General features: G+C 70.9%; 18 protein-coding genes and 1 pseudogene. 10 read left to right on the top strand and 9 right to left on the bottom strand.

Annotated elements, in window-relative coordinates; all coding sequences use genetic code 11:
- Positions 1-14: 14 nt before the first annotated feature.
- On the bottom strand, positions 15-1,022 hold the full coding sequence (gene pip, locus ACFZBT_RS13350) for a prolyl aminopeptidase (RefSeq protein WP_391102228.1): 1,008 nt from the start codon (positions 1,020-1,022) through the stop codon (positions 15-17).
- A 57-nt stretch (positions 1,023-1,079) separates the two neighbouring features.
- Here pip and ACFZBT_RS13345 point away from each other — a divergent pair, with 57 nt between their 5' ends.
- Positions 1,080-1,577, top strand: coding sequence for a MarR family transcriptional regulator (locus ACFZBT_RS13345; protein ID WP_391102226.1), 498 nt, complete (start codon positions 1,080-1,082; stop codon positions 1,575-1,577).
- A 6-nt stretch (positions 1,578-1,583) separates the two neighbouring features.
- Here ACFZBT_RS13345 and ACFZBT_RS13340 read toward each other — a convergent pair whose 3' ends face one another.
- Together ACFZBT_RS13340 and ACFZBT_RS13335 are read right to left on the bottom strand one after the other, a co-directional pair.
- Positions 1,584-1,961 carry a hypothetical protein gene (locus ACFZBT_RS13340; RefSeq protein ID WP_391102224.1) on the bottom strand — a complete coding sequence of 126 codons (378 nt, stop codon included), beginning with the start codon at positions 1,959-1,961 and terminating at the stop codon, positions 1,584-1,586.
- Positions 1,958-2,554 carry a DUF6415 family natural product biosynthesis protein gene (locus ACFZBT_RS13335; RefSeq protein ID WP_391102222.1) on the bottom strand — a complete coding sequence of 199 codons (597 nt, stop codon included), beginning with the start codon at positions 2,552-2,554 and terminating at the stop codon, positions 1,958-1,960. Before ACFZBT_RS13335 ends, ACFZBT_RS13340 begins: the two co-directional genes overlap by 4 nt.
- 195 nt (positions 2,555-2,749) lie before the next feature.
- On the opposite strand from ACFZBT_RS13335, the gene ACFZBT_RS13330 reads away from it, so the two are divergent.
- From ACFZBT_RS13330 to ACFZBT_RS13315, 4 genes and pseudogenes are all read left to right on the top strand, one after another.
- On the top strand, positions 2,750-3,016 hold the full coding sequence (locus ACFZBT_RS13330) for a hypothetical protein (protein ID WP_391102219.1): 267 nt from the start codon (positions 2,750-2,752) through the stop codon (positions 3,014-3,016).
- Positions 2,982-3,515 carry a DUF6879 family protein gene (locus ACFZBT_RS13325; protein ID WP_391102217.1) on the top strand — a complete coding sequence of 178 codons (534 nt, stop codon included), beginning with the start codon at positions 2,982-2,984 and terminating at the stop codon, positions 3,513-3,515. The genes ACFZBT_RS13330 and ACFZBT_RS13325 overlap by 35 nt, the downstream gene beginning before the upstream one ends.
- Before the next feature lie 27 nt (positions 3,516-3,542).
- Positions 3,543-4,397: a Scr1 family TA system antitoxin-like transcriptional regulator gene (locus ACFZBT_RS13320; RefSeq protein WP_391102215.1), complete on the top strand. Its 855-nt coding sequence runs from the start codon at positions 3,543-3,545 to the stop codon at positions 4,395-4,397.
- An 89-nt stretch (positions 4,398-4,486) separates the two neighbouring features.
- Positions 4,487-4,966, top strand: a pseudogene (locus ACFZBT_RS13315) (NAD-dependent epimerase/dehydratase family protein).
- Between the two features lie 49 nt (positions 4,967-5,015).
- On the opposite strand, the gene ACFZBT_RS13310 reads toward ACFZBT_RS13315, so the two are convergent.
- A complete protein-coding gene (locus tag ACFZBT_RS13310) occupies positions 5,016-5,924 on the bottom strand; it encodes a LysR substrate-binding domain-containing protein (RefSeq protein WP_391102213.1) in 909 nt (302 codons plus the stop codon).
- Between the two features lie 105 nt (positions 5,925-6,029).
- Here ACFZBT_RS13310 and ACFZBT_RS13305 point away from each other — a divergent pair, with 105 nt between their 5' ends.
- A complete protein-coding gene (locus tag ACFZBT_RS13305; protein ID WP_391102211.1) occupies positions 6,030-6,395 on the top strand; it encodes an SgcJ/EcaC family oxidoreductase in 366 nt (121 codons plus the stop codon).
- Positions 6,396-6,441: 46 nt separating this feature from the next.
- Here the strand turns inward: ACFZBT_RS13305 and ACFZBT_RS13300 are convergent, their stop codons facing one another.
- Positions 6,442-7,428 carry a substrate-binding domain-containing protein gene (locus tag ACFZBT_RS13300; RefSeq protein ID WP_391102334.1) on the bottom strand — a complete coding sequence of 329 codons (987 nt, stop codon included), beginning with the start codon at positions 7,426-7,428 and terminating at the stop codon, positions 6,442-6,444.
- A 299-nt stretch (positions 7,429-7,727) separates the two neighbouring features.
- Between ACFZBT_RS13300 and ACFZBT_RS13295 the strand changes: the two genes are divergently transcribed.
- A complete protein-coding gene (locus ACFZBT_RS13295; RefSeq protein WP_391102209.1) occupies positions 7,728-9,785 on the top strand; it encodes a glycoside hydrolase in 2,058 nt (685 codons plus the stop codon).
- Positions 9,786-10,070: 285 nt separating this feature from the next.
- Here ACFZBT_RS13295 and ACFZBT_RS13290 read toward each other — a convergent pair whose 3' ends face one another.
- Together ACFZBT_RS13290 and ACFZBT_RS13285 are read right to left on the bottom strand one after the other, a co-directional pair.
- On the bottom strand, positions 10,071-10,535 hold the full coding sequence (locus ACFZBT_RS13290; protein ID WP_391102206.1) for a nuclear transport factor 2 family protein: 465 nt from the start codon (positions 10,533-10,535) through the stop codon (positions 10,071-10,073).
- Positions 10,536-10,624: 89 nt separating this feature from the next.
- On the bottom strand, positions 10,625-11,293 hold the full coding sequence (locus ACFZBT_RS13285; RefSeq protein WP_391102203.1) for a TetR family transcriptional regulator: 669 nt from the start codon (positions 11,291-11,293) through the stop codon (positions 10,625-10,627).
- A gap of 171 nt (positions 11,294-11,464) precedes the next feature.
- On the opposite strand from ACFZBT_RS13285, the gene ACFZBT_RS13280 reads away from it, so the two are divergent.
- Genes ACFZBT_RS13280 through ACFZBT_RS13270 form a run of 3 tightly spaced genes read left to right on the top strand, consistent with a single transcriptional unit; the run spans position 11,465 to position 15,695 of the window.
- On the top strand, positions 11,465-12,235 hold the full coding sequence (locus ACFZBT_RS13280) for a glucose 1-dehydrogenase (protein WP_391102200.1): 771 nt from the start codon (positions 11,465-11,467) through the stop codon (positions 12,233-12,235).
- A 50-nt stretch (positions 12,236-12,285) separates the two neighbouring features.
- Complete coding sequence (locus ACFZBT_RS13275) at positions 12,286-14,091, top strand: FAD-dependent oxidoreductase (protein ID WP_391102198.1); 1,806 nt, start codon at positions 12,286-12,288, stop codon at positions 14,089-14,091.
- Positions 14,088-15,695 (top strand): PQQ-binding-like beta-propeller repeat protein, encoded by a 1,608-nt coding sequence (locus ACFZBT_RS13270; protein WP_391102196.1) that lies wholly within the window; start codon positions 14,088-14,090, stop codon positions 15,693-15,695. Before ACFZBT_RS13275 ends, ACFZBT_RS13270 begins: the two co-directional genes overlap by 4 nt.
- A gap of 131 nt (positions 15,696-15,826) precedes the next feature.
- Here ACFZBT_RS13270 and ACFZBT_RS13265 read toward each other — a convergent pair whose 3' ends face one another.
- Both ACFZBT_RS13265 and ACFZBT_RS13260 read right to left on the bottom strand, forming a co-directional pair.
- A complete protein-coding gene (locus tag ACFZBT_RS13265) occupies positions 15,827-17,260 on the bottom strand; it encodes a DEAD/DEAH box helicase (protein WP_391102193.1) in 1,434 nt (477 codons plus the stop codon).
- A gap of 161 nt (positions 17,261-17,421) precedes the next feature.
- The gene (locus tag ACFZBT_RS13260; protein WP_003991681.1) at positions 17,422-17,625 is read right to left on the bottom strand and encodes a cold-shock protein; all 204 of its coding nucleotides are present in this window, start codon (positions 17,623-17,625) and stop codon (positions 17,422-17,424) included.
- Positions 17,626-17,837: the final 212 nt, after the last annotated feature.

The following is a 17,837-nucleotide window of genomic DNA, read 5'->3' as shown; positions in this document are numbered from 1 at the left end:
GGACGGCGCCGGCGTCAGCGGGCGCGCGTGTTCCCGACCGGCCGGAACCGGTCCGTAGCGGCCAGCACGGCGTCCATCGTGGTGCCGCCCGACAACCCGTGCCCCTCCCCGCCGATCAGCACGAGCTCCGCGTCCGGCCACACCCGCGCCAGCTGCCACGCGATGTCCGCAGGCCCGCTGATGTCCATCCGCCCGTGGATCATCACACCGGGGATCCCGGCCAGCTTCCCGGCGTCGCGCAGCAGGGCCCCGTCCTCCAGGAACGCCGCGTGCCGCCAGTAGTGCGTGACGAGGCGGGCGAAGCGCATCCTGAAGTGCGGGTCCTCGTAACGGGGATCGGGCTTGTGCCCGGGGTGCGTGGACACGTGCACGTCCTCCCAGCGGCACCACTCGCGCGCCGCCCGCTCCCGTACGGCCGGATCGGGGTCGGCGAGCATCCGGGCGTACGCCTCCACCAGGCTGCCGTCGTGCTCCCCCTCGGGTACGGCGTCCCTGAACCGGGCCCACTCCTCGGGGAAGATCCGCCCCATGTCCCGCGTGACCCACTCCACCTCGCGGCGGCTGGTGTTCGTGACGCTGAACAGGACCAGCTCCGACACGGATTCCGGGTGCCGCTCGGCGTAGGCCAGCGCGAGGGTCACGCCCCAGGAGCCGCCGAGGACCAGCCACTCCTCGATGCCGAGGTGCCGCCGCAACCGCTCGATGTCCGCGATCAGATGCTGGGTGGTGTTGGCGGCGAGCGAGGTCCGCGGATCGGCGGCGTCGGGCGTGCTCCGCCCGCACCCGCGCTGGTCGAGGAGCACGACGCGGTACGCCGCCGGGTCGAACAGCCGCCGCCAGAACGGCCCCGCCCCGGATCCCGGACCGCCGTGCAGGACGAGGGCGGGCTTGCCCTCGGGATTTCCGCAGGTCTCCCAGTAGACGCGGTTGGCGTCGCCGTCGCCGTCACCGGCGTCGACGTCGACGTCGACGTCGAGCATGCCGTGGTCGTACGGCTCGACGGGTGGATAGAGCTCGGTCATGTGGGACGTACTCTCCTCGACCCCGTCGATATGTAACAGCGCTGTTAGATTAGCAAGGTGAGAGACATCCCGGATCCGGCCGCCGTAGGAACACTGCTCCGCCACGTCCTGGAGCTGCTCGACGGTGACGTGTCCAAGATCTACGAGGAACAGGGCCTCACCGAGTACCGGCCCCGCTTCTCCCCGGTCATACGCGCCCTCCTGGCCGAAGGTCCGCTGTCCGTGAGCGACTTGGCGGCGGCGATCGGCGTCACACACTCGGCCGCGAGCCAGACCGCCGCCCAGATGGCCCGCGCGGACCTGGTCACCCACACCCCCGACCCCCTGGACGCCCGCCGCCGCCTGATCGACCTGACCCCGAAGGCACGCGTTCTGCTACCGCGGATCGAGGCGGAGTGGGAGGCAACGGCGGCGGCGATGGCGGAGCTGGACGCGGAGTTGTCGATGCCGCTTGCGGAGCTGTTGAGGGAGGTGGCGAAGGCGGTGGGGCGTCGGCCGTTTCGGGAGCGGGTGGGGGAGGTGTATCGGGGCCCGGGGAGTATGGGCTCGTCATGAAGTGGGCTATATGCGAGTGCCGACGGCGATGGTGTCGTTGCCCGCGAGCCGCAGGATCGCCCGGAGGATGATCGGCAGACGGCGGTCGTCGAGATCCTGCACGGCTGCGATGGTGGTGAGCCCGATGCCCACCATCGACAGGACCAGGCTCAGGAACGCGCGCTGCTGCTCGTCCAGGCCGAGCGTGTACTGGCGCCCCGCCAGCCTTTCGAAGCAGGCCATGGCGCCACCGTTGGTGTCGACACTCAGGGCGTACCGTGCCGCGGCGACGTCCAGAATCGTGCGCTCCTCGGCCAGCGCTTGAACGGCGGCCCGAGCACTCGGCGACTCCGCTGTGCGCATCAGTCGCTCGCACAGTTCCTGGAAATCACGGGTGGGGGTCACGCCGAAGCCTCCGCCGGCCGCCGATGGCTGCCGAGGCGAGCTGGGGTGAGGCGAGCACGGGCTTGTCGGTACTGCCCGTACAGCAGGTCGCTTTCCGCGCAGGGGAGCCCGGCGTTCGCGCCCGTCTCGTCCGCGGTTCGGCAGGTCCGGCAGCTTGCGCAGTGCTCGGCCAGACGCAGGAACGCGGTCTGCTCCGGTGTCCGGCCCGTTGGGCCGAGGGTGCCGAGAAGCTCGTAGTGCGCGCAGAGCGCGTTCAGGACCCGGGCGAGCCTGCGGGCGTACATCACGCCGCAGCTCGGTGCGGTGCTGCTGAGGTCGGGGGCACGGAGTTCGTCTCGGGCCTCCTCGGCGCAGGCCATGGCGCCATGGCCTGCGACGCTCGCCTCCGGCAGTCGTCCGGCCATGCGCTCGACCTCGGGGGTGAGCAGCTCGAGGTGGCCGCGTAGTTGGGCGATGAGGGTGTCCAGCTCGTCGGCGGGTGGTGGAAGGGCGTCCGGTCCGGAGTCCGGGCCCAGCACTCGTTGCGCGGTCTCGCGCAGGGTCGCGAGGTCTGGCGGGGCGGCGGCGCAGGTTGTCGTGTCCGTAGCGGTCATGGTGTTGACGCTCCTCGCAGGGTCTTGTCGTGCCGACAGACGCTAGAAGCGCGGTGCAGGAACCCACTAGCGATGTGCACATATGTGCATGCGAGGTCACTCCTGCGGCTGAGGGCAATCCGCAGCCCTTGACCGGGACCTGGCAGTGGGTCAGCTTGTTGCACAGTCCTGCACATCATCTTGATGGAGGCAGCCGTGCCGCTACTGTTCATCGGCATCGACCCGAACACCGGAGACCACGAATCACCGACCGTCTGGGTCGACGAGGAGAGGAAGGAACTCGTATTCCAGGGGTGGAAGCCGTCGCCTGCACTCGAAGCGGAAGTTGCCGCGTTCGAAGTGCCGGGCCACGCGGTCGGCATCCCCGAGAACGAAGCAGTGGTCCGCATCCCCGCCAGGATGGTGCCGATGATCAGGGAGGCGTGCGATGCCGCCGAACGTGCCGCCGCCCGCGTTCACTGACCTGCTCGCCGGCACCACCCGGTCCGCCGTCCACCTGGAGATGCGGGACGCGTACGGCGTCGACTACGAGTCCGGACCGTTCGCCGAGTGGCGTCGCGGACACCGGCACGATCCCGCCGACCGGGCCTCCTGGTGGCGGCCCTGGCTGAGCCTGGTCGAGGAGACGTCTGGGCGTGGCGTCGTGATCCGCCGGGCCCGGATCGTGTCGGAACCGGTCAGCGAGTACACCCGGTTCCTGCACAGCTTCACGTTCACCAACGTCGCCGCCGGTGAGCTGGTGCGCTGGCTTCCTCGACGCCGGGCATCCGATCTCGCGCTGCCCGGCAACGACTTCTGGCTGTTCGACGACCACACCGTCTACTGGAACCACTTCACTGGCGACGGAGTATCCGCCGGTGGTGAGGTCTCCGAAGATCCGGCGGCGGTGAAGCTGTGCGCCGAGGCCTTCGAGGCCGTGTGGGCACGCGCCGCCCCGCACGACGAGTACGAGATCAACTGACTCAGCACGCACTGGACAGGCCAGCTCATGACTCTCTCCCCCTCCTCGTCTGCTCAGGCCGCGCGCGAGGTAGTCGCCCAGCGGCTGCGCGACCTGCGCAAGACAGCAGGACTGACGGTCACCGAGCTGGCCCACCGTTGCGCGTGGCACCACGCCAAGACCTCCCGGATCGAGAACGCGCGTACGGCGCCCACCGCCACGGACATCCGCAAGTGGTGCGGGGCGTGCGACGCCATCGACCAGACCGAGGCCCTGATCAGCCAGTCCCTCCACGCCGAGTCCATGTACACGGAGTGGCGCACCCAAGTGCGGGCCGGTCTGAAGGCTTTGCAGACCAGTGAGCCTCGACTCTTCGAGGACACAGAGCTCTTCAGGGTCTACTCCTCGACGCTGGTGCCCGGCCTGCTCCAGACCGAGGGATACGCCGCCGGAATCCTCGGAATCAGCGCCCGCTTCCGTGATGTCCCCGTCGACGACAGTGCCGAAGCCGCCCGCGCCCGCGTCGAGCGATCACGCGTCCTCCACGAGCCAGGGCACCGTTTCGTGTTCGTGGTCGAGGAGGATGCCCTGCGCCACCAGATCTGTGGCGCCGACGAGATGGCTGCCCAACTGGGCTACCTGCTCACCGCCGGAGCACTGCCCCAGGTGTCCCTCGGCGTCATCCCCATGTCCACACCCGGCCGGGCCCAGTGGCCGCGTGAGACCTTCCACGTCTACGACGATCGGCTGGTGTCCGTCGAACTCGTATCGGCCAGAGTGAAGATCACTCAGCCCTCCGAGATCGCCCTGTACCTCCGGGCTTTCGAGCAGCTCCGCGGCGACGCCGTGTACGGAGCGGATGCCCGAGCGCTGATCGTGGGGGCCATCGACGCTCTGCAATGATCTCCTGTGACGCCGCCCCGAGCCTTGATCAGGTTCGCTCATTCTCAACGGCGTTGGAGCGGGGCGCGGATCCCCTACCGTGTCGCGTCATGACGGTTCTGATCATCGGCGGTAGCGGGTTCCTGGGTACTGAGCCGGTGCGCCAAGTGGCAGCGGCCGGACACGCGACGGCCGCTACCTTCGCGACCCACCCCGGCACCGTTCCCGGAGTCGAGTGGCATGCCCTCGACCTGCGCGATCCCGAGCGGGTCGAAGCAGTCGTGGCTGAAGTCGGCCCGCATCTCGCTGCCCCGTCCATGTCGCCCTCTTGGCCGCAGCCCTGCTGGAACTCGGCCTCCGACGCGAACGGTGTGCACCATCTGGCAGGAGCCGACGCCGTGAGCCGTCATGAACTCGGGACCCTGATCGCCAGGCGCGACGGGCTCGCCCCCCGCCGACTGCCCACTGGCCTGCGGGCCGGCAGCGCGCTTCCCGGGGCCCTCGACGTCCGCCTCGACAGCCGCTCCACCCAACGCAAGCTGCACACCGTCTTGCGCGGTGCCCGCCAGTTCCTCGCGATGGGAGCTTGAGCGGGCTTGCGGAGCGTGCCGTGACGGCGCGTGCGTACGTCCCTGTGGCTCATTCACCCAGGCCCGTCCGATCACCGGCCCGCCCGGTGAACGCCCGCCCGCAATGCCCGAGCAGCTCACGCACAGCGGGACCGTGCGTCCCCTTCCAGACCAGGGACAGCAGGGCCGGTGCCGTCACGTCGTCGATGGTGCGGGCGACGATCCGGTTGCCGTAGCTCGCGGCCATCGACTCGCTGAGGACCGCGACGCCGAGGCCGCGGGCCGCGAGGTCCGCGATGGCGTCCGCGGCGCTGGCCTGGAGGGCGATGGTGGGTTGGAGGTGCTGTGCCGCACAGGCGCGGTCGAAGAGCGTGCGCAGGCCGGTGCCCGGGGGCATGCAGATGACCGGGTGGGCCACCAGGTCGGCCAGCACGACCCGCCGCTGTTCCGCCAGGGGGTGTTCGGCCGCCACCGCTACGACGATCCGCTCGCTGATGAGCGTCAGCGCCTCGAGCCCCTCGGGTGCGGCCGTCGCGGTTCCGACCAGTGCCATGTCGACGGTGCCTGCGCGCACCGCCTCGGCGAGCCGGTCCGAGTTGTCCTCCAGCAGGGAGATCTCGACACCTGGATGCGCGCGGTGGAACGCGGAGAGCGCGTCGAACAAGGGTGTGATGTTGCAGCCGATGACCATCCCTACCGTGAGCCGGCCCCGGATCAGGTCGGTGACCTCGTCGACCGCCTGGCCCACCGCCCCGGCCGCCGCGAGGGTCGCGCGGGCGTGGTCGAGCGCCGCCCTGCCGGCCGCGGTGAGGGTGGCGGCGCGCCCCGAGCGGTCGAACAGCTCGGCACCGAGCTCACGTTCCAACTGGCGGATCTGAGCGCTGACGCCGGACTGGCTGATGTGCACCCGCTCGGCGGCCCGCGTGAAGTTCTGTTCCTCGGCGACCGCGACGAAGTATTCGAGCTGCCTCAATTCCATGACTGTGGATTCTAGTTTGCAGAAGATCCATCTGTTGGACTTCTGGTCGCGGGATGAGCACGCTGGAGGGAGGAATCGACCTTGACGACGTTCAGGAGACCCGCCATGCCGGAGTACGAGAAGGCCCTGCGGCCCGAGGACCTCACCCGCTTGTTCGTCGAGCGGTCCAACGCCGGTGACGCGGCCGGGGTCGCCGCGCTCTACGAGGAGGACGCGGTGCTGGCCTATCCTCCCGGTCAGCGGACGGTGGGGCGGGACGCGATCCGCGCGCTGTGGGAGAAGGTGCTGGCCGACCGCCCCCGCTTCGAGCCGGAAGCGCCCCTGCCGACGCTGGTCAGCGGGGACATCGCCCTGACGTCGACCCCGCCGAAGGACGGGGCGGGTGCCCGCGCACAGGTGGTCCGACGCCAGTCCGACGGCAGCTGGCTGCGTGTCCTCGACCAGCCCGAGTTCACCCCGCCCACCGGCTGAACGTGTCCTCGGCCGAGCCGAGTTGACCCACCGGCTGATGCCCGGCCTACCGCCGCCGCACCCCCGTACTCTCCCTCCGCACCAACCGCGTAGGCACCAACGTCGTCCCGAACTCCGCCCCGTCCTCCCGCAGTTTGCCGAGCACCCCCTCCACGCACAGCCGCCCCACCTCCGCGAAGTCCTGGTGGATCGTGGTGAGGGGCGGGAGGAAGGACGCGGACTCGGGGATGTCGTCGAAGCCGATGACGCTGATGTCGTCGGGGACCCGGCGGCCGCGTTCGTGGAGGGCGCGCAGCAGGCCCAGGGCCATCTGGTCGTTGGCCGCGAACACGGCCGTGCAGTCGGGCTCGTCGGCCAGTCGCAGACCGGCCCGGTAGCCGGATTCGGCCGACCAGTCGCCGCGGATCAGGGGTGGAGTCGCCCGGCCCGCCTCCCGGAGGGTGCCGCGCCAGGCGTTGGCGCGGCGCTGGGCCGCGAAGGAGCCCTCGGGGCCGGCCAGGTGCCACACCGTGTCGTGGCCGAGGTCCAGGAGATGCCGTACGGCGTCACGCGCGCCGCCCGCCTGGTCGGTGTCGACGACGGTGTAGCGGTCGCCCGCGTCGGAGTCGGCCACGACGACCTGCACACCCGGTGGCAGCGAGACTGTCGCCGCGTCGAGGAGATGGATCTCCATGATGACGATGACGGCGTCCACGGCGAGTTCGCCGAGGCGGGAGAAGGCGCCGTTCACCTCGTCCTGGGTGGGGACGGCCACGGGCAGCAGGGTGACGGCGTAGCCGTGCTGCGCCGCCGACGTGGCGATGGCCTCCAGGGTGCGGATGTTGCCCATGGTGGAGAGGGAGAAGGTGATCACGCCGAGGGTGCGGAACTCGCCGCGGCGCAGCGCCCGGGCCGCGCTGTTGGGGCGGTAGCCCAGTTCGCGCATGGCGTCCAGGACCTGCCGGCGGGTGTCCTCGGTGACGCCCGGGAAGCCGTTGGAGACACGGGAGACGGTCTGGGAGGAGACGCCGGCGAGCTGGGCGACGTCGGCCATGGACGCGCCCTGGCGGGGGCGGGCCGTACGCCTTCTCGTGCGGCTCGTGCCTCCGGTGCTCCCGGGTTCGCTCTCGCCGTCCACTGTGCCCACCTGACCCTCGCTCTCCTCGCCGCGCGACCGGCGCGACCGGCGCGAAAATTTAGGTCCGGAACGACTCCTTGACCCCTGAGATTCGGACAGTGTAGACATCCCGCCAGTGGATGTTTACGTAAACATTGCCTAGCGGAAATCAGTAGCAATCAGCAGAAACCGTATGAGAAGGCGCCACACCGCACCAGAGCCCTGGAGTACTCGAGATGGCACACCGCACCCGTAAGAGAAGGCTCCTCGGGGCCATCGGCGTCACCGCCCTGGCGACCGGAACCGTCCTGGCCACCACCACCCTGCCCGCCGCGCACGCCGAGACGACGTCCCAGGCCGCCGCGGCCGGGGTCACCGTCCGGCCCGATCCCTCCTACTCGGGGGAGAAGTTCGAGGGCTGGGGCACCAGCCTGGTCTGGTTCGCCAACGCCACCGGCGACTACCCGCCCGCGATCCGCGAGAAGCTCTACAAGCTGCTCTTCGGTGACGAGGGCCTCGCGCTGAACATCGCGCGCTACAACATCGGCGGCGGCAACGCCCCGGATGTCAAGGACTACCTGCGGGCCGGCGGCGCGGTCGAGGGCTGGTGGAAGGCGCCGGCGGGCACGACCCGCGAGGACGTCGACTGGTGGGACGCGGAGGAGCCCGGCGACTGGAACAAGAACGCCGACAAGACGCAGCGCTGGTGGGTCGACCGCATCAAGAAGGACATCACCCACTGGGAGACCTTCAGCAACTCCCCGCCCTGGTTCATGACCGAGAGCGGCTACGTCTCCGGCAACTTCGACGCGGGCAAGGACCAGCTCAAGCCGGAGTCCGTGGAGGACTTCGCCGAGTACCTGGTGGGCGCGACCGAGCGGCTTGAGAAGGCGCACGGCATCAAGGTCGACACGCTGGACCCGTTCAACGAGCCGAACACGAACTACTGGGGCACCAAGCTCGGCCCGGACGGCGAGCCGACGGGCGGCCGCCAGGAGGGCGCCCACATCGGCCCCGAGATGCAGCAGAAGGTGATCAGGGCGCTGGCCCCGGTCCTGGAGAAGTCCAGGTCGCGCGCGGAGATATCCGCGATGGACGAGACGAACCCGGGCACGTTCGCCACGAACTGGAACTCCTACCCGCAGGAGGTGCGCGACCTCGTCGACCAGATGAACGTGCACACCTACGGCACCGGGCAGCGCACCACCGTCCGCGACCTGGCCAAGGCCGCCGACAAGCCGCTGTGGATGAGCGAGGTCGAGGGCGACTGGGGCGACGGCCAGAGCTTCACGGACATGCGGCCAGGGCTGGGCCTCGCCCAGCGCATCGTCGACGACCTGCGCGAACTGGAGCCCAAGGCCTGGGTGTTCTGGCAGCCCGTCGAGGACTACGACAACATGAAGCCGGGCGGCGAGTCCGCGAAGGGCGGCAACTGGGGTGAGATCCAGCTCCCGTTCAGCTGCACCAAGACGGACACGCTCGAGTCCTGCCCGGTCTACACGAACACCAAGTTCGACACGGCCCGCAACTTCACGCACTACATCAAGCCCGGCGACCGGCTGATCAAGACGGACGACACCTCCAGCACGGCGGCGGTCTCCCGCAAGGGCGACGCGGCGACGGTCGTCCACGTCAACAGCACCGCCGAGGCCCGCGAGGTCACCCTCGACCTGTCCAAGTTCGGCCGGGTCTCCTCCCGCGCCACCGTCACCCCCGTGGTGACCAGCGCCGACGGCAAACTCGACAAGCAGAAGGCCGTCCGCGTCAACGGCAAGCAGGCCACGCTCACCGTGCCCGCCCAGTCCGTGACGTCCTTCCTCGTCAAGGGCGTGTCGGGGGTCGCGAAGGACGCGGCGGAGCTGCGCAAGGGCCACACCTACCGCCTGACCGGCGCCCAGAGCGGCAAGGACCTCAGCATCGCCGACAACGGCACGGGCCTGGTCATCCGGAGCGCGAACGCTTCCGACCCGAGCGGTCAGGAGTGGACGGTGGAGCAGATCCGCGGGAGCGACAACCGCAAGCGGTACGTCCTCACCGAGGCGAGCGCGGACAAGCGGCTGGCCGTCCGGAACGGCGCCCTGGTGGCCGAGGCGGACGAGGGCCGTCGCGACAAGGCCACCGAGTGGATCATGTCGACCACCGGCGACGGCACCTGGACCCTCGTCAACGCCGCGACGGGTCAACTCCCGGACGTCTCCGGCCAGTCCACGAACGACGGCGCGTCCGTCGGCGTGTGGACGCCGAACTCCGGGTCCAACCAGCGCTGGAAGCTGACGGACGTGACGGCCGACTAGCTGTATTGCCCTGCCCCGCACATTCGCCGCCGACGCCCCCGCCCGCCGCCACCGTCCTGGTGGCCGGGTCGGGGGCGTCGTGCCGTACGGACGCGGGCCAGACCTGTCACCCGCCCGGCCATGAGGCCGACCGGCTTCGAGGGCCCGGTCCCGGCCGGCTGGATTCCCGCGCTGGATTCCCGTGTGGATTCCCGCGCTGAAGTCCCGCAGAAAAGGGGGGGGGGGCTCCGGGTCCTCGTGAAGCAGCTGGGCGCCTTCGGCTGATCACGGCGGCCGGGGCCGTCGTCACACCGTACGGGCCGCCCGCGCGGACGCGTCCGTGATGGGCTCGGCATGGGCCTCGGCGTTGCCGGAGGCGGCGATGCGGTCCAGGGCCCGCTGCAGGACGACGGTGTCCTCCAAGGTGTGGATCTCGGTGATACGCCCCCACTTGAGAGACATGAACTGCGTCATCACGTTGTCGTAGCGGGAGCCGTCCGGCAGGGGGCCGGCGATCCGGACGCGGGTGGCGACCTTCGTCAGCCAGGGGCCGCCGGAAATGATGATGTCCAGTGGCTCGAACTCCGCGTCGGGTACGAGGCGGAAGACCCGCTGCCACCACAGGCTCATGGCTTCGACGGTATGCCGCTCGCCGGAGAGCGCGTGCTCTCCGTGGAAGACGTAGGTGAATTCCGGTGCGAGCGTGTCCACCATGGACTGCCAGTTTCCGGAGTTGATGTCGGAAAACGCCTTGCGCAACTTCGCTGCCACGATCCGGTGATACATGCCCGCCCCGTTTCCGGAACGCCCCGCCCGAAACGGAAGATGAGGGAGACCTGGCCCACCGGTACCGCGCCCACTCAGGGCGCTTCAGCCCCGGCGCCGTGCGCGGTTCCGGCCGGCAGCGGGGGCTCCGTCTCGATGACGTGGGCGGCCATGCGCAGCACGCCGGTGATGGTCCTCGCCAGGGACAGGGCCGCGACCGGGCCGGAGCGCAGGGCCCAGTCCTCCACGCCGACGCGCAGGGCGGTGTTCAGCATGCCCGCCTCCATCCGGACCGCGAGGTCGCCGGCGGGCCGGTCCGTGCGGTCGGCGATCAGCGCGGCGAACGCGGCCTCCGCGTCGTAGTGCGCCTCCAGCCAGACGGCCCGCAGCCCCGGCTCGTCACGGCACAGCCGGACGAGATCGCGCAGTGTCCGGGCCCGCGGCCCCATGCCGTCGGCGGGCTTCAGGCTCAGGATCGCCTCGGCGAGGGAGCCCTCGCCGCGCCAGTCCCGCAGGTGCTCGGTCAGTACCTCGAGGCCCGTGGTGAGCAGGGGCCGGACGCATTCCTCCTTGGAGCGGAAGTACCGCCACAGCGTGCGCGTCGACACCCCCGACGCGGAGGCGATGTCCTCCGCGGTCACCGCCGCCACGCCCCGGGCGACGAAGAGCCGGACCGCCTCCTCGGCGATCTCCATGCGCGTCTCGGCGCGCCGTCGCTCCGTCAGCGGTGGCCGCCCCGTGGCAGCACCTGCTCGTCCGGCCATGGGACCTCCTCGACTCGCCGTACCCACTCTAATTTACGTCGCGTCACGTCTGAGTGGCGTGAAAGGCCCTGCTGTCGCATCGCGTCTTTATGTCGCACTGAGACAAAAACCAGTACCGTGCCTGACGCCACACCACATCGCGCCGCGCGACGCGACGAGCAGAGGAGCGCCATGGGAGCCACAGGTCTGTCGGGCAAGAGCGTCATCGTCACCGGAGCCGCCTCCGGCATCGGCCGGGCCACCGCGTTGCGGTTCGCCGCGGAGGGAGCGAGGGTCGTGGTCGCCGACCTGAACGCGGAGGGCGCCAAGAGCGTCGTCGAAGCCATCGAGTCCGCGGGCGGAACGGCCGTCGCCGTCACGGGCGATCTGAGCGACGCCGCGGTGGCCGACGCGGTCGTGGCCGCCGCGACCGGCACCTTCGGCGGCATCGACGTCCTGGTCAACAACGCGGGCGTCATGGACAGCATGTCGGCCGCGGCGGACGTCACCGACGCCGAGTGGGAGCGGGTGCTGCGGATCAACCTCACCGCCCCGTTCCTGCTGACCCGGGCCGCCCTGCCGCACATGATCGCCGCGGGCGGCGGCGCCATCGTCAACACCGCCTCGGAGGCGTCGCTGCGGGGCAGCGCGGCCGGGACGGCGTACACCGCCTCCAAGCACGGGGTCCTCGGCCTCACCCGCTCCCTCGCGGTGATGTACCGCGACCAGGGCATCCGCGCCAACGCCATAGCCCCGGGCGGCACGGCCACCGACATCACGGCCGACGTCCACATCGACCGGGAGGCCCACGGACCGTCCGTCGTCGGGCGTCACTTCGTCAACATGGGCCGCGTCTGCGCACCGGAGGAGCAGGCCGCCGCCATCGTCTATCTCGCCTCCGACGCGGCGAGCGGCGTCAACGGCGTCATCCTCCCGGTGGACAACGCCTGGGCAGCCGTCTGATCCCACCCGATCCCTCACCCACGGCACACCCGCGAGAGGAAGAGGACCCCATGTCCACCCCCCACACCCCCGTGCCAGACCTGGACTTCGACCCGGAGGCCCTGCGCGAGCGCTACCGCGCCGAGCGCGACCGGCGGATCCGCCCCGACGGCAACCGCCAGTACCGCCGTACCGCGGGCGAGTTCGGCCACTTCGACGAGGACCCGCACGCCGAGCCCGGCTTCACCCGGGAGCCCCTGCGCGACCACGTCGAGGTCGTGGTCGTGGGCGGCGGGTTCGGCGGTCTGCTCGCCGCCGCCCGGCTGCGTCAGGCGGGCCTGCGGGACATCCAGATCATCGAGAAGGGCGCCGACTTCGGCGGCACCTGGTACTGGAACCGCTACCCGGGCATTCACTGCGACATCGAGTCGTACGTCTACCTGCCCCTGCTGGAGGAACTCGGCTACGTCCCGAAGTGGAAGTACGCGCCGGGCGAGGAGATCCGGGAGCACGCCGAGGCGATCGCACGGCACTTCGACCTCTACCGCGACGCCTGCCTCCGGACGCAGGTGAGCGAACTGCGCTGGGACGACGCCGAGTCCGTGTGGGTCGTCGGCACCGACCGCGGCGACCGGATGACCGCCCGGCACGTGGTCGTGGCGACCGGCCTGCTCAGCCAGCCCAAACTGCCCGGGATCGAAGGCATCGAGACCTTCAAGGGGCACATGTTCCACACCAGCCGCTGGGACTACGACTACACCGGCGGCGACGCGAACGGAGGCCTGACGGGGCTCGCCGACAAGCGCGTGGCCCTCATCGGCACCGGTGCCACGGCCATCCAGGTCGTCCCGCACCTCGGCCGGGACGCCCGGCACCTGTACGTGTTCCAGCGCACCCCGTCCTCCGTGGACGTGCGCGGACAGCGCCCCACGGACCCCGAGTGGGCGAACTCCCTGAAGCCCGGCTGGGCCCGGGAGCGCAGGGACAACTTCCTCACCGTCGTCACGGGCGGCCGCGCCGAGGAGGACCTGGTCGCCGACGGCTGGACGAGCAGCGCCCGCCTCCAGCAGAAGCTCATCCCGACCAACAGCTACGACGCCCTCACGCCCGAGGAGCGAGAACGCCTGGAGGAGATCGCCGACTTCCAGAAGATGAACGAGCTGCGGGCCCGGGTGGAGAGAATCGTCGAGGACCCGGAGACGGCCGAGAAGCTCAAGCCCTGGTACCGCTACATGTGCAAGCGGCCCACCTTCAGCGACCTGTACCTGGAGACCTTCAACCGGCCGAACGTCACCCTCGTCGACACGGCCGACCACGGCGGCGTCGAGCGCGTCACCGAGCACGCCGTCGTGGTGGGCGGGGTGGAGTACGAGGTGGACTGCGTCGTCTTCGGCACCGGCTTCGAGGTCGGCGTCTCCGGGCTGCTGTCCGGGCGGCTCCCCGCGTACGGCAGGGACGGCACCGCCCTGCTGGACGCCTGGCGCAAGACCGGTCCGAGGACCCTGCACGGCTTCTACAGCCGGGGTTTCCCCAACCTGTTCATGCTCGGCTCCGTGCAGAGCGCCAGCTCCGTGAACTACGTGCACGTCCTGGACGAACAGGCCACCCATGTCGCCGAGGTGATCGCGGAGGCGGTCAGGCGCCAGGTCCCGTGCGTGGAGCCGACGGCCGAGGCGGAGGCCGCCTGGGGCGACACGATCCGTCAGAAGTCGGCGGACCTGTACACGTTCCAGTCCGAGTGCACGCCCGGCTACTACAACGCCGAGGGCATGCCCAGGCCCCGCAGCGAGTCCTACGGCGACGGGCCGGTCGCGTTCTACGAGCTGATCAGACGCTGGCGCGCTCAGGGCGGCATGGACGAGGTGCTGGGATCGTGACGAGCAGGTACACCGGCGGTGAGGTGCGCAGCACCCACTGGCAGGCCCGGCGCCTGAACTCCCCCAACCCCCTGTGGGGTTCCAACGGCGTGGCGTTCGGCCCGGACGGGCGGCTGTACGTCGCCCAGTTCCTCGCCGGGAAGATCAGCGCCGTGGACCCGGCCACCGGGGACGTCGAGGTCGTCGTCCCGATGGACAGCCCCGTCGAGTCGCCCGACGACCTGGCCTTCGGGGCGGACGGCTCGATGTACATCGCCGACCTGGTCCCCGGCCGGGTGTGGCGCCGCGGTCCCGGAGGCGAGTACGGCCTGGTCTCCGAGGAGGTGAAGGTCCCCAACGGCATCACCTGCGTCGGCGACCGGCTCTTCGTCAACGAGATGCAGACGGACGGCCGGCTGCTGGAGCTCTTCCCCGACGGCGGCGACCCGGTCGTCCTCACGGACGGGCTGGCCTTCGGCAACGCGATGCAGCAGGGTCCGGACGGCTGCCTCTACTACCCGCACATGATCAGCGGGCAGGTCTGGCGCGTCCCGCCCGACGGCGGGGTGCCCGAGGTGGTCGCCGAGGACGTGCACGACCCGGTCGCGGTCCGCTTCGACCTGGGCGGCGTCCTCCACGTCCTGTCACGCGGCCCCGAGGGCATCGTCACCCGCGTCGACCTGCACGGCACGGGCACGCGCACGCTGGTCACCAGCGGGGTCACGGGCCTGGACAACGCCGCGTTCGACGCGGAGAACCGCATGTTCGTCTCCAGCTTCGCCAGCGGCGGCATCACGGAGATGCGTCCCGACGGCAGCACCCGCCCGGTCGTGCCCCGGGGCCTGGACGGCCCCTACGGCGTGACGATCGACCTCGGCGGCACGGTGTACGCGGCCGACCACTACCGGCTGGCCCGCCCGGACCACCCCGACGAGGGCGGCTCGGGCGACGTCGAGACGGAGATCCTCCAGCCCTTCTTCCACGGCGTCACCGCCGACGGCGAACTCCTGCACACCACCTCGCAGTTCGGCACCGTCCAGACGTACGACCCCGCCACCGGGACGACCCGGCTCAGGGCGAACGGCCTGAACCAGCCCCTGGGCATCGCGACCCGGGCCGACGGCGCCCTGGTCGTCGCCGAGACGGGCGCGGGCCGGGTCGTCGCCATCGACGGGACCGACACGGTGACCGTCCTCGCCGAGGGCCTCGACCACCCCGTGGACGTGGCCTTCGACTCCGAGCAGCGCTGCTACGTCAGCGACGACCGGCGCGGGGCGGTCCTGCGCCTCGACGACGGCGGGGCGGTGCCGGTCGCGGAGGGCCTGGGCGCCCCTCAGGGCCTCGCCTTCCACGACGGCGCACTCTTCACCGTGGACACCGAACACCGACGGCTGTGGTCGGTCTCCCCGACCACGGGCGCCACCCGCATCGAGGCTGAGTCCCTGGCGGTCGGCGTCCCTCCGGGCACCGCCCCCCGCCCGGCCCCCGCCCTCTTCACCCACCGGGTCCCGGGCCTGGCCCCCCGCTTCGCGGGCCTCACCGCGGCCCCCGACGGCTCCCTGCTGCTGTCCGCGAACGGGGAGGGCACGGTGGTACGGCTGTCGCCGGCCAGGAGCGACACGTAGGGCCTGTCACGCGGCGTCCGCCCCGCCGACGGGCATGCCCGGGGGTGCCTGGCGCGCCGGTTGGTCGGCCCGGCGCGGCTGTGTCCGGCGCGGGGCGACACGGGGCGGCATGTGCCACCCCGTGCGGTGGGTCAGCGGCGGCGGCCCCGGGAGGGCCTGTTGCGCCGGGCGCGCGAGGAGGCGCCGGTGCGGGCGGGGCGGTTCTCGGCGGGCGGCGGGGTGAGGACGACGGGCACGCCCGACGGCGCCTGGGCGCCGGTGATGCGGCTCAGTTCGGACTCGCCCGAGCGGACCCGGGTGACCTGCGGTGTGATGCCGGCGTCGGCCATCAGCCGGGCCGTCTCGCGCCGCTGGTGCGGCAGGACCAGCGTGACGACGGTGCCCGACTCGCCGGCCCGGGCGGTACGGCCGCCCCGGTGCAGATAGTCCTTGTGGTCGCCGGGCGGGTCCACGTTGACGACGAGGTCGAGGTTGTCGACGTGGATGCCGCGGGCGGCGACGTTGGTGGCCACCAGGACCGTGACCTCGCCGTCCTTGAACCGGGCCAGGGTCCGGGTGCGCTGGGACTGGGACTTCCCGCCGTGCAGGGCCGAGGCGCGCACCCCGACGGCGAGCAGCTTCTTGGCCAGCCGGTCGGCGGCGTGCTTGGTGTCCAGGAACATGATCACGCGTCCGTCGCGGGCGGCGATCTCCGTCGTGGTGGCGTGCTTGTCGTCGTCCTCCACGTGCAGCAGGTGATGCTCCATCGTGGTGACGGCGCCCGCGGACGGGTCGACCGAGTGGACCACCGGGTCGTGGAGGTACGTACGCACCAGACGGTCGACGTTGCGGTCCAGGGTGGCCGAGAACAGCAGCCGCTGCCCGTCGGGGCGCACCTGGTCGAGCAGGGCCGTGACCTGCGGCATGAAGCCCATGTCGGTCATCTGGTCGGCCTCGTCCAGGACGGTGACCGAGACCCGGTCCAGCCGGCAGTCGCCGCGGTCTATGAGGTCCTTGAGCCGGCCGGGCGTCGCGACGACGACCTCGGCACCGGCGCGCAGCGCGCTCGCCTGGCGGCCGATCGACATCCCGCCGACCACCGTCGCGAGCCGCAGGCGCAGCGCGCGGGCGTAGGGCGTGAGCGCGTCGGTGACCTGCTGGGCCAGTTCCCTGGTGGGCGTGAGGACGAGCGCCACCGGCTGCTTGGGCTCGGCCCGCTGCCCGTCGATCCGGGCCAGCACGGCGAGACCGAAGGCGAGGGTCTTGCCCGATCCCGTGCGCCCGCGGCCCAGGACGTCACGCCCGGCCAGCGAGTTCGGCAGCGTCGCCGCCTGGATCGGGAACGGCTCCACCACGCCCTCGCCCTTCAGCGCGGTCAGCAGCCGATCGGGCAGGTCGAGGTCGGCGAACGCCTCGACGGCGGGCAGGGCCGGGGTGATGGTGGCGGGCGGCGCGAACTCGCCGCCGGGGGCGGTACGACGCCGGGGGGTGCCGCGTCCCGCGCCTCCCGTACGGGAGGACGCGTTTCGGCCCCCCGCCTTACGCGAGTGGGCCGGTCCGTTGTTCTTGCGAGCGGTGCGATCCAAGGGGGATCCTTCCTCGATGCGGCACGTATCGGGGAATTCCCGGGGCAGGCGGCCTCCGGGGGCCGCACCAGGATTCGCAAGAAAGAGCCGGTTGGGGGATGAGACATGCCGGGGCCCGCACCACAAGGGTGCGGGCCCCGATCACGTCGGACGCGTCAGCGTCAGGCGGGAACGATGTTCTCGGCCTGCGGGCCCTTCTGGCCCTGCGTGACGTCGAAGGTGACCTTCTGGCCTTCCTGGAGCTCACGGAAGCCCGAGGTGGCGATGTTCGAGTAGTGGGCGAAGACGTCCGGGCCGCCACCCTCCTGCTCGATGAAGCCGAAGCCCTTTTCCGAGTTGAACCACTTCACGGTGCCGGTAGCCATAAGAATCTCCCTAGTGAGGGGCAGTACCCGAGATCCGCACTTTACGGATTCGGGGTCGCCGAAATGATCACCCTCGGAGAGATCCGAGAACCTCGGAAACTAAAAAGAGTGCTCGTCGACGAAGGTCGATAGAGCACTCGAAGTCTCTGGGAACCAAAACTGCAACGCCAGCCAAGGTAGCACAGGTCGACTCGCGAGGCCCGGGAATCTCG

The organism is Streptomyces sp. NPDC008137 (assembly GCF_042957035.1).
Lineage (GTDB): Bacteria > Actinomycetota > Actinomycetes > Streptomycetales > Streptomycetaceae > Streptomyces.
The sequence above is the reverse complement of the archived record's forward strand: the minus strand, read 5'-3'. Positions and strand labels throughout refer to the sequence as shown.

Excerpts from the sequence above, each read along its gene's own strand:
- ACFZBT_RS13305 (WP_391102211.1), top strand. The coding sequence starts at position 6,030 with ATGCCGGAGTACGAGAAGGCCCTGCGGCCCGAGGACCTCACCCGCTTG.
- ACFZBT_RS13335 (WP_391102222.1), bottom strand. The coding sequence starts at position 2,554 with ATGACCGCTACGGACACGACAACCTGCGCCGCCGCCCCGCCAGACCTC.
- pip (WP_391102228.1), bottom strand. The coding sequence starts at position 1,022 with ATGACCGAGCTCTATCCACCCGTCGAGCCGTACGACCACGGCATGCTC.
- ACFZBT_RS13320 (WP_391102215.1), top strand. The coding sequence starts at position 3,543 with ATGACTCTCTCCCCCTCCTCGTCTGCTCAGGCCGCGCGCGAGGTAGTC.
- ACFZBT_RS13260 (WP_003991681.1), bottom strand. The coding sequence starts at position 17,625 with ATGGCTACCGGCACCGTGAAGTGGTTCAACTCGGAAAAGGGCTTCGGC.
- ACFZBT_RS13275 (WP_391102198.1), top strand. The coding sequence starts at position 12,286 with ATGTCCACCCCCCACACCCCCGTGCCAGACCTGGACTTCGACCCGGAG.
- ACFZBT_RS13300 (WP_391102334.1), bottom strand. The coding sequence starts at position 7,428 with ATGGCCGACGTCGCCCAGCTCGCCGGCGTCTCCTCCCAGACCGTCTCC.
- ACFZBT_RS13310 (WP_391102213.1), bottom strand. The coding sequence starts at position 5,924 with ATGGAATTGAGGCAGCTCGAATACTTCGTCGCGGTCGCCGAGGAACAG.
- ACFZBT_RS13280 (WP_391102200.1), top strand. The coding sequence starts at position 11,465 with ATGGGAGCCACAGGTCTGTCGGGCAAGAGCGTCATCGTCACCGGAGCC.
- ACFZBT_RS13285 (WP_391102203.1), bottom strand. The coding sequence starts at position 11,293 with ATGGCCGGACGAGCAGGTGCTGCCACGGGGCGGCCACCGCTGACGGAG.
- ACFZBT_RS13295 (WP_391102209.1), top strand. The coding sequence starts at position 7,728 with ATGGCACACCGCACCCGTAAGAGAAGGCTCCTCGGGGCCATCGGCGTC.
- ACFZBT_RS13325 (WP_391102217.1), top strand. The coding sequence starts at position 2,982 with ATGCCGCCGAACGTGCCGCCGCCCGCGTTCACTGACCTGCTCGCCGGC.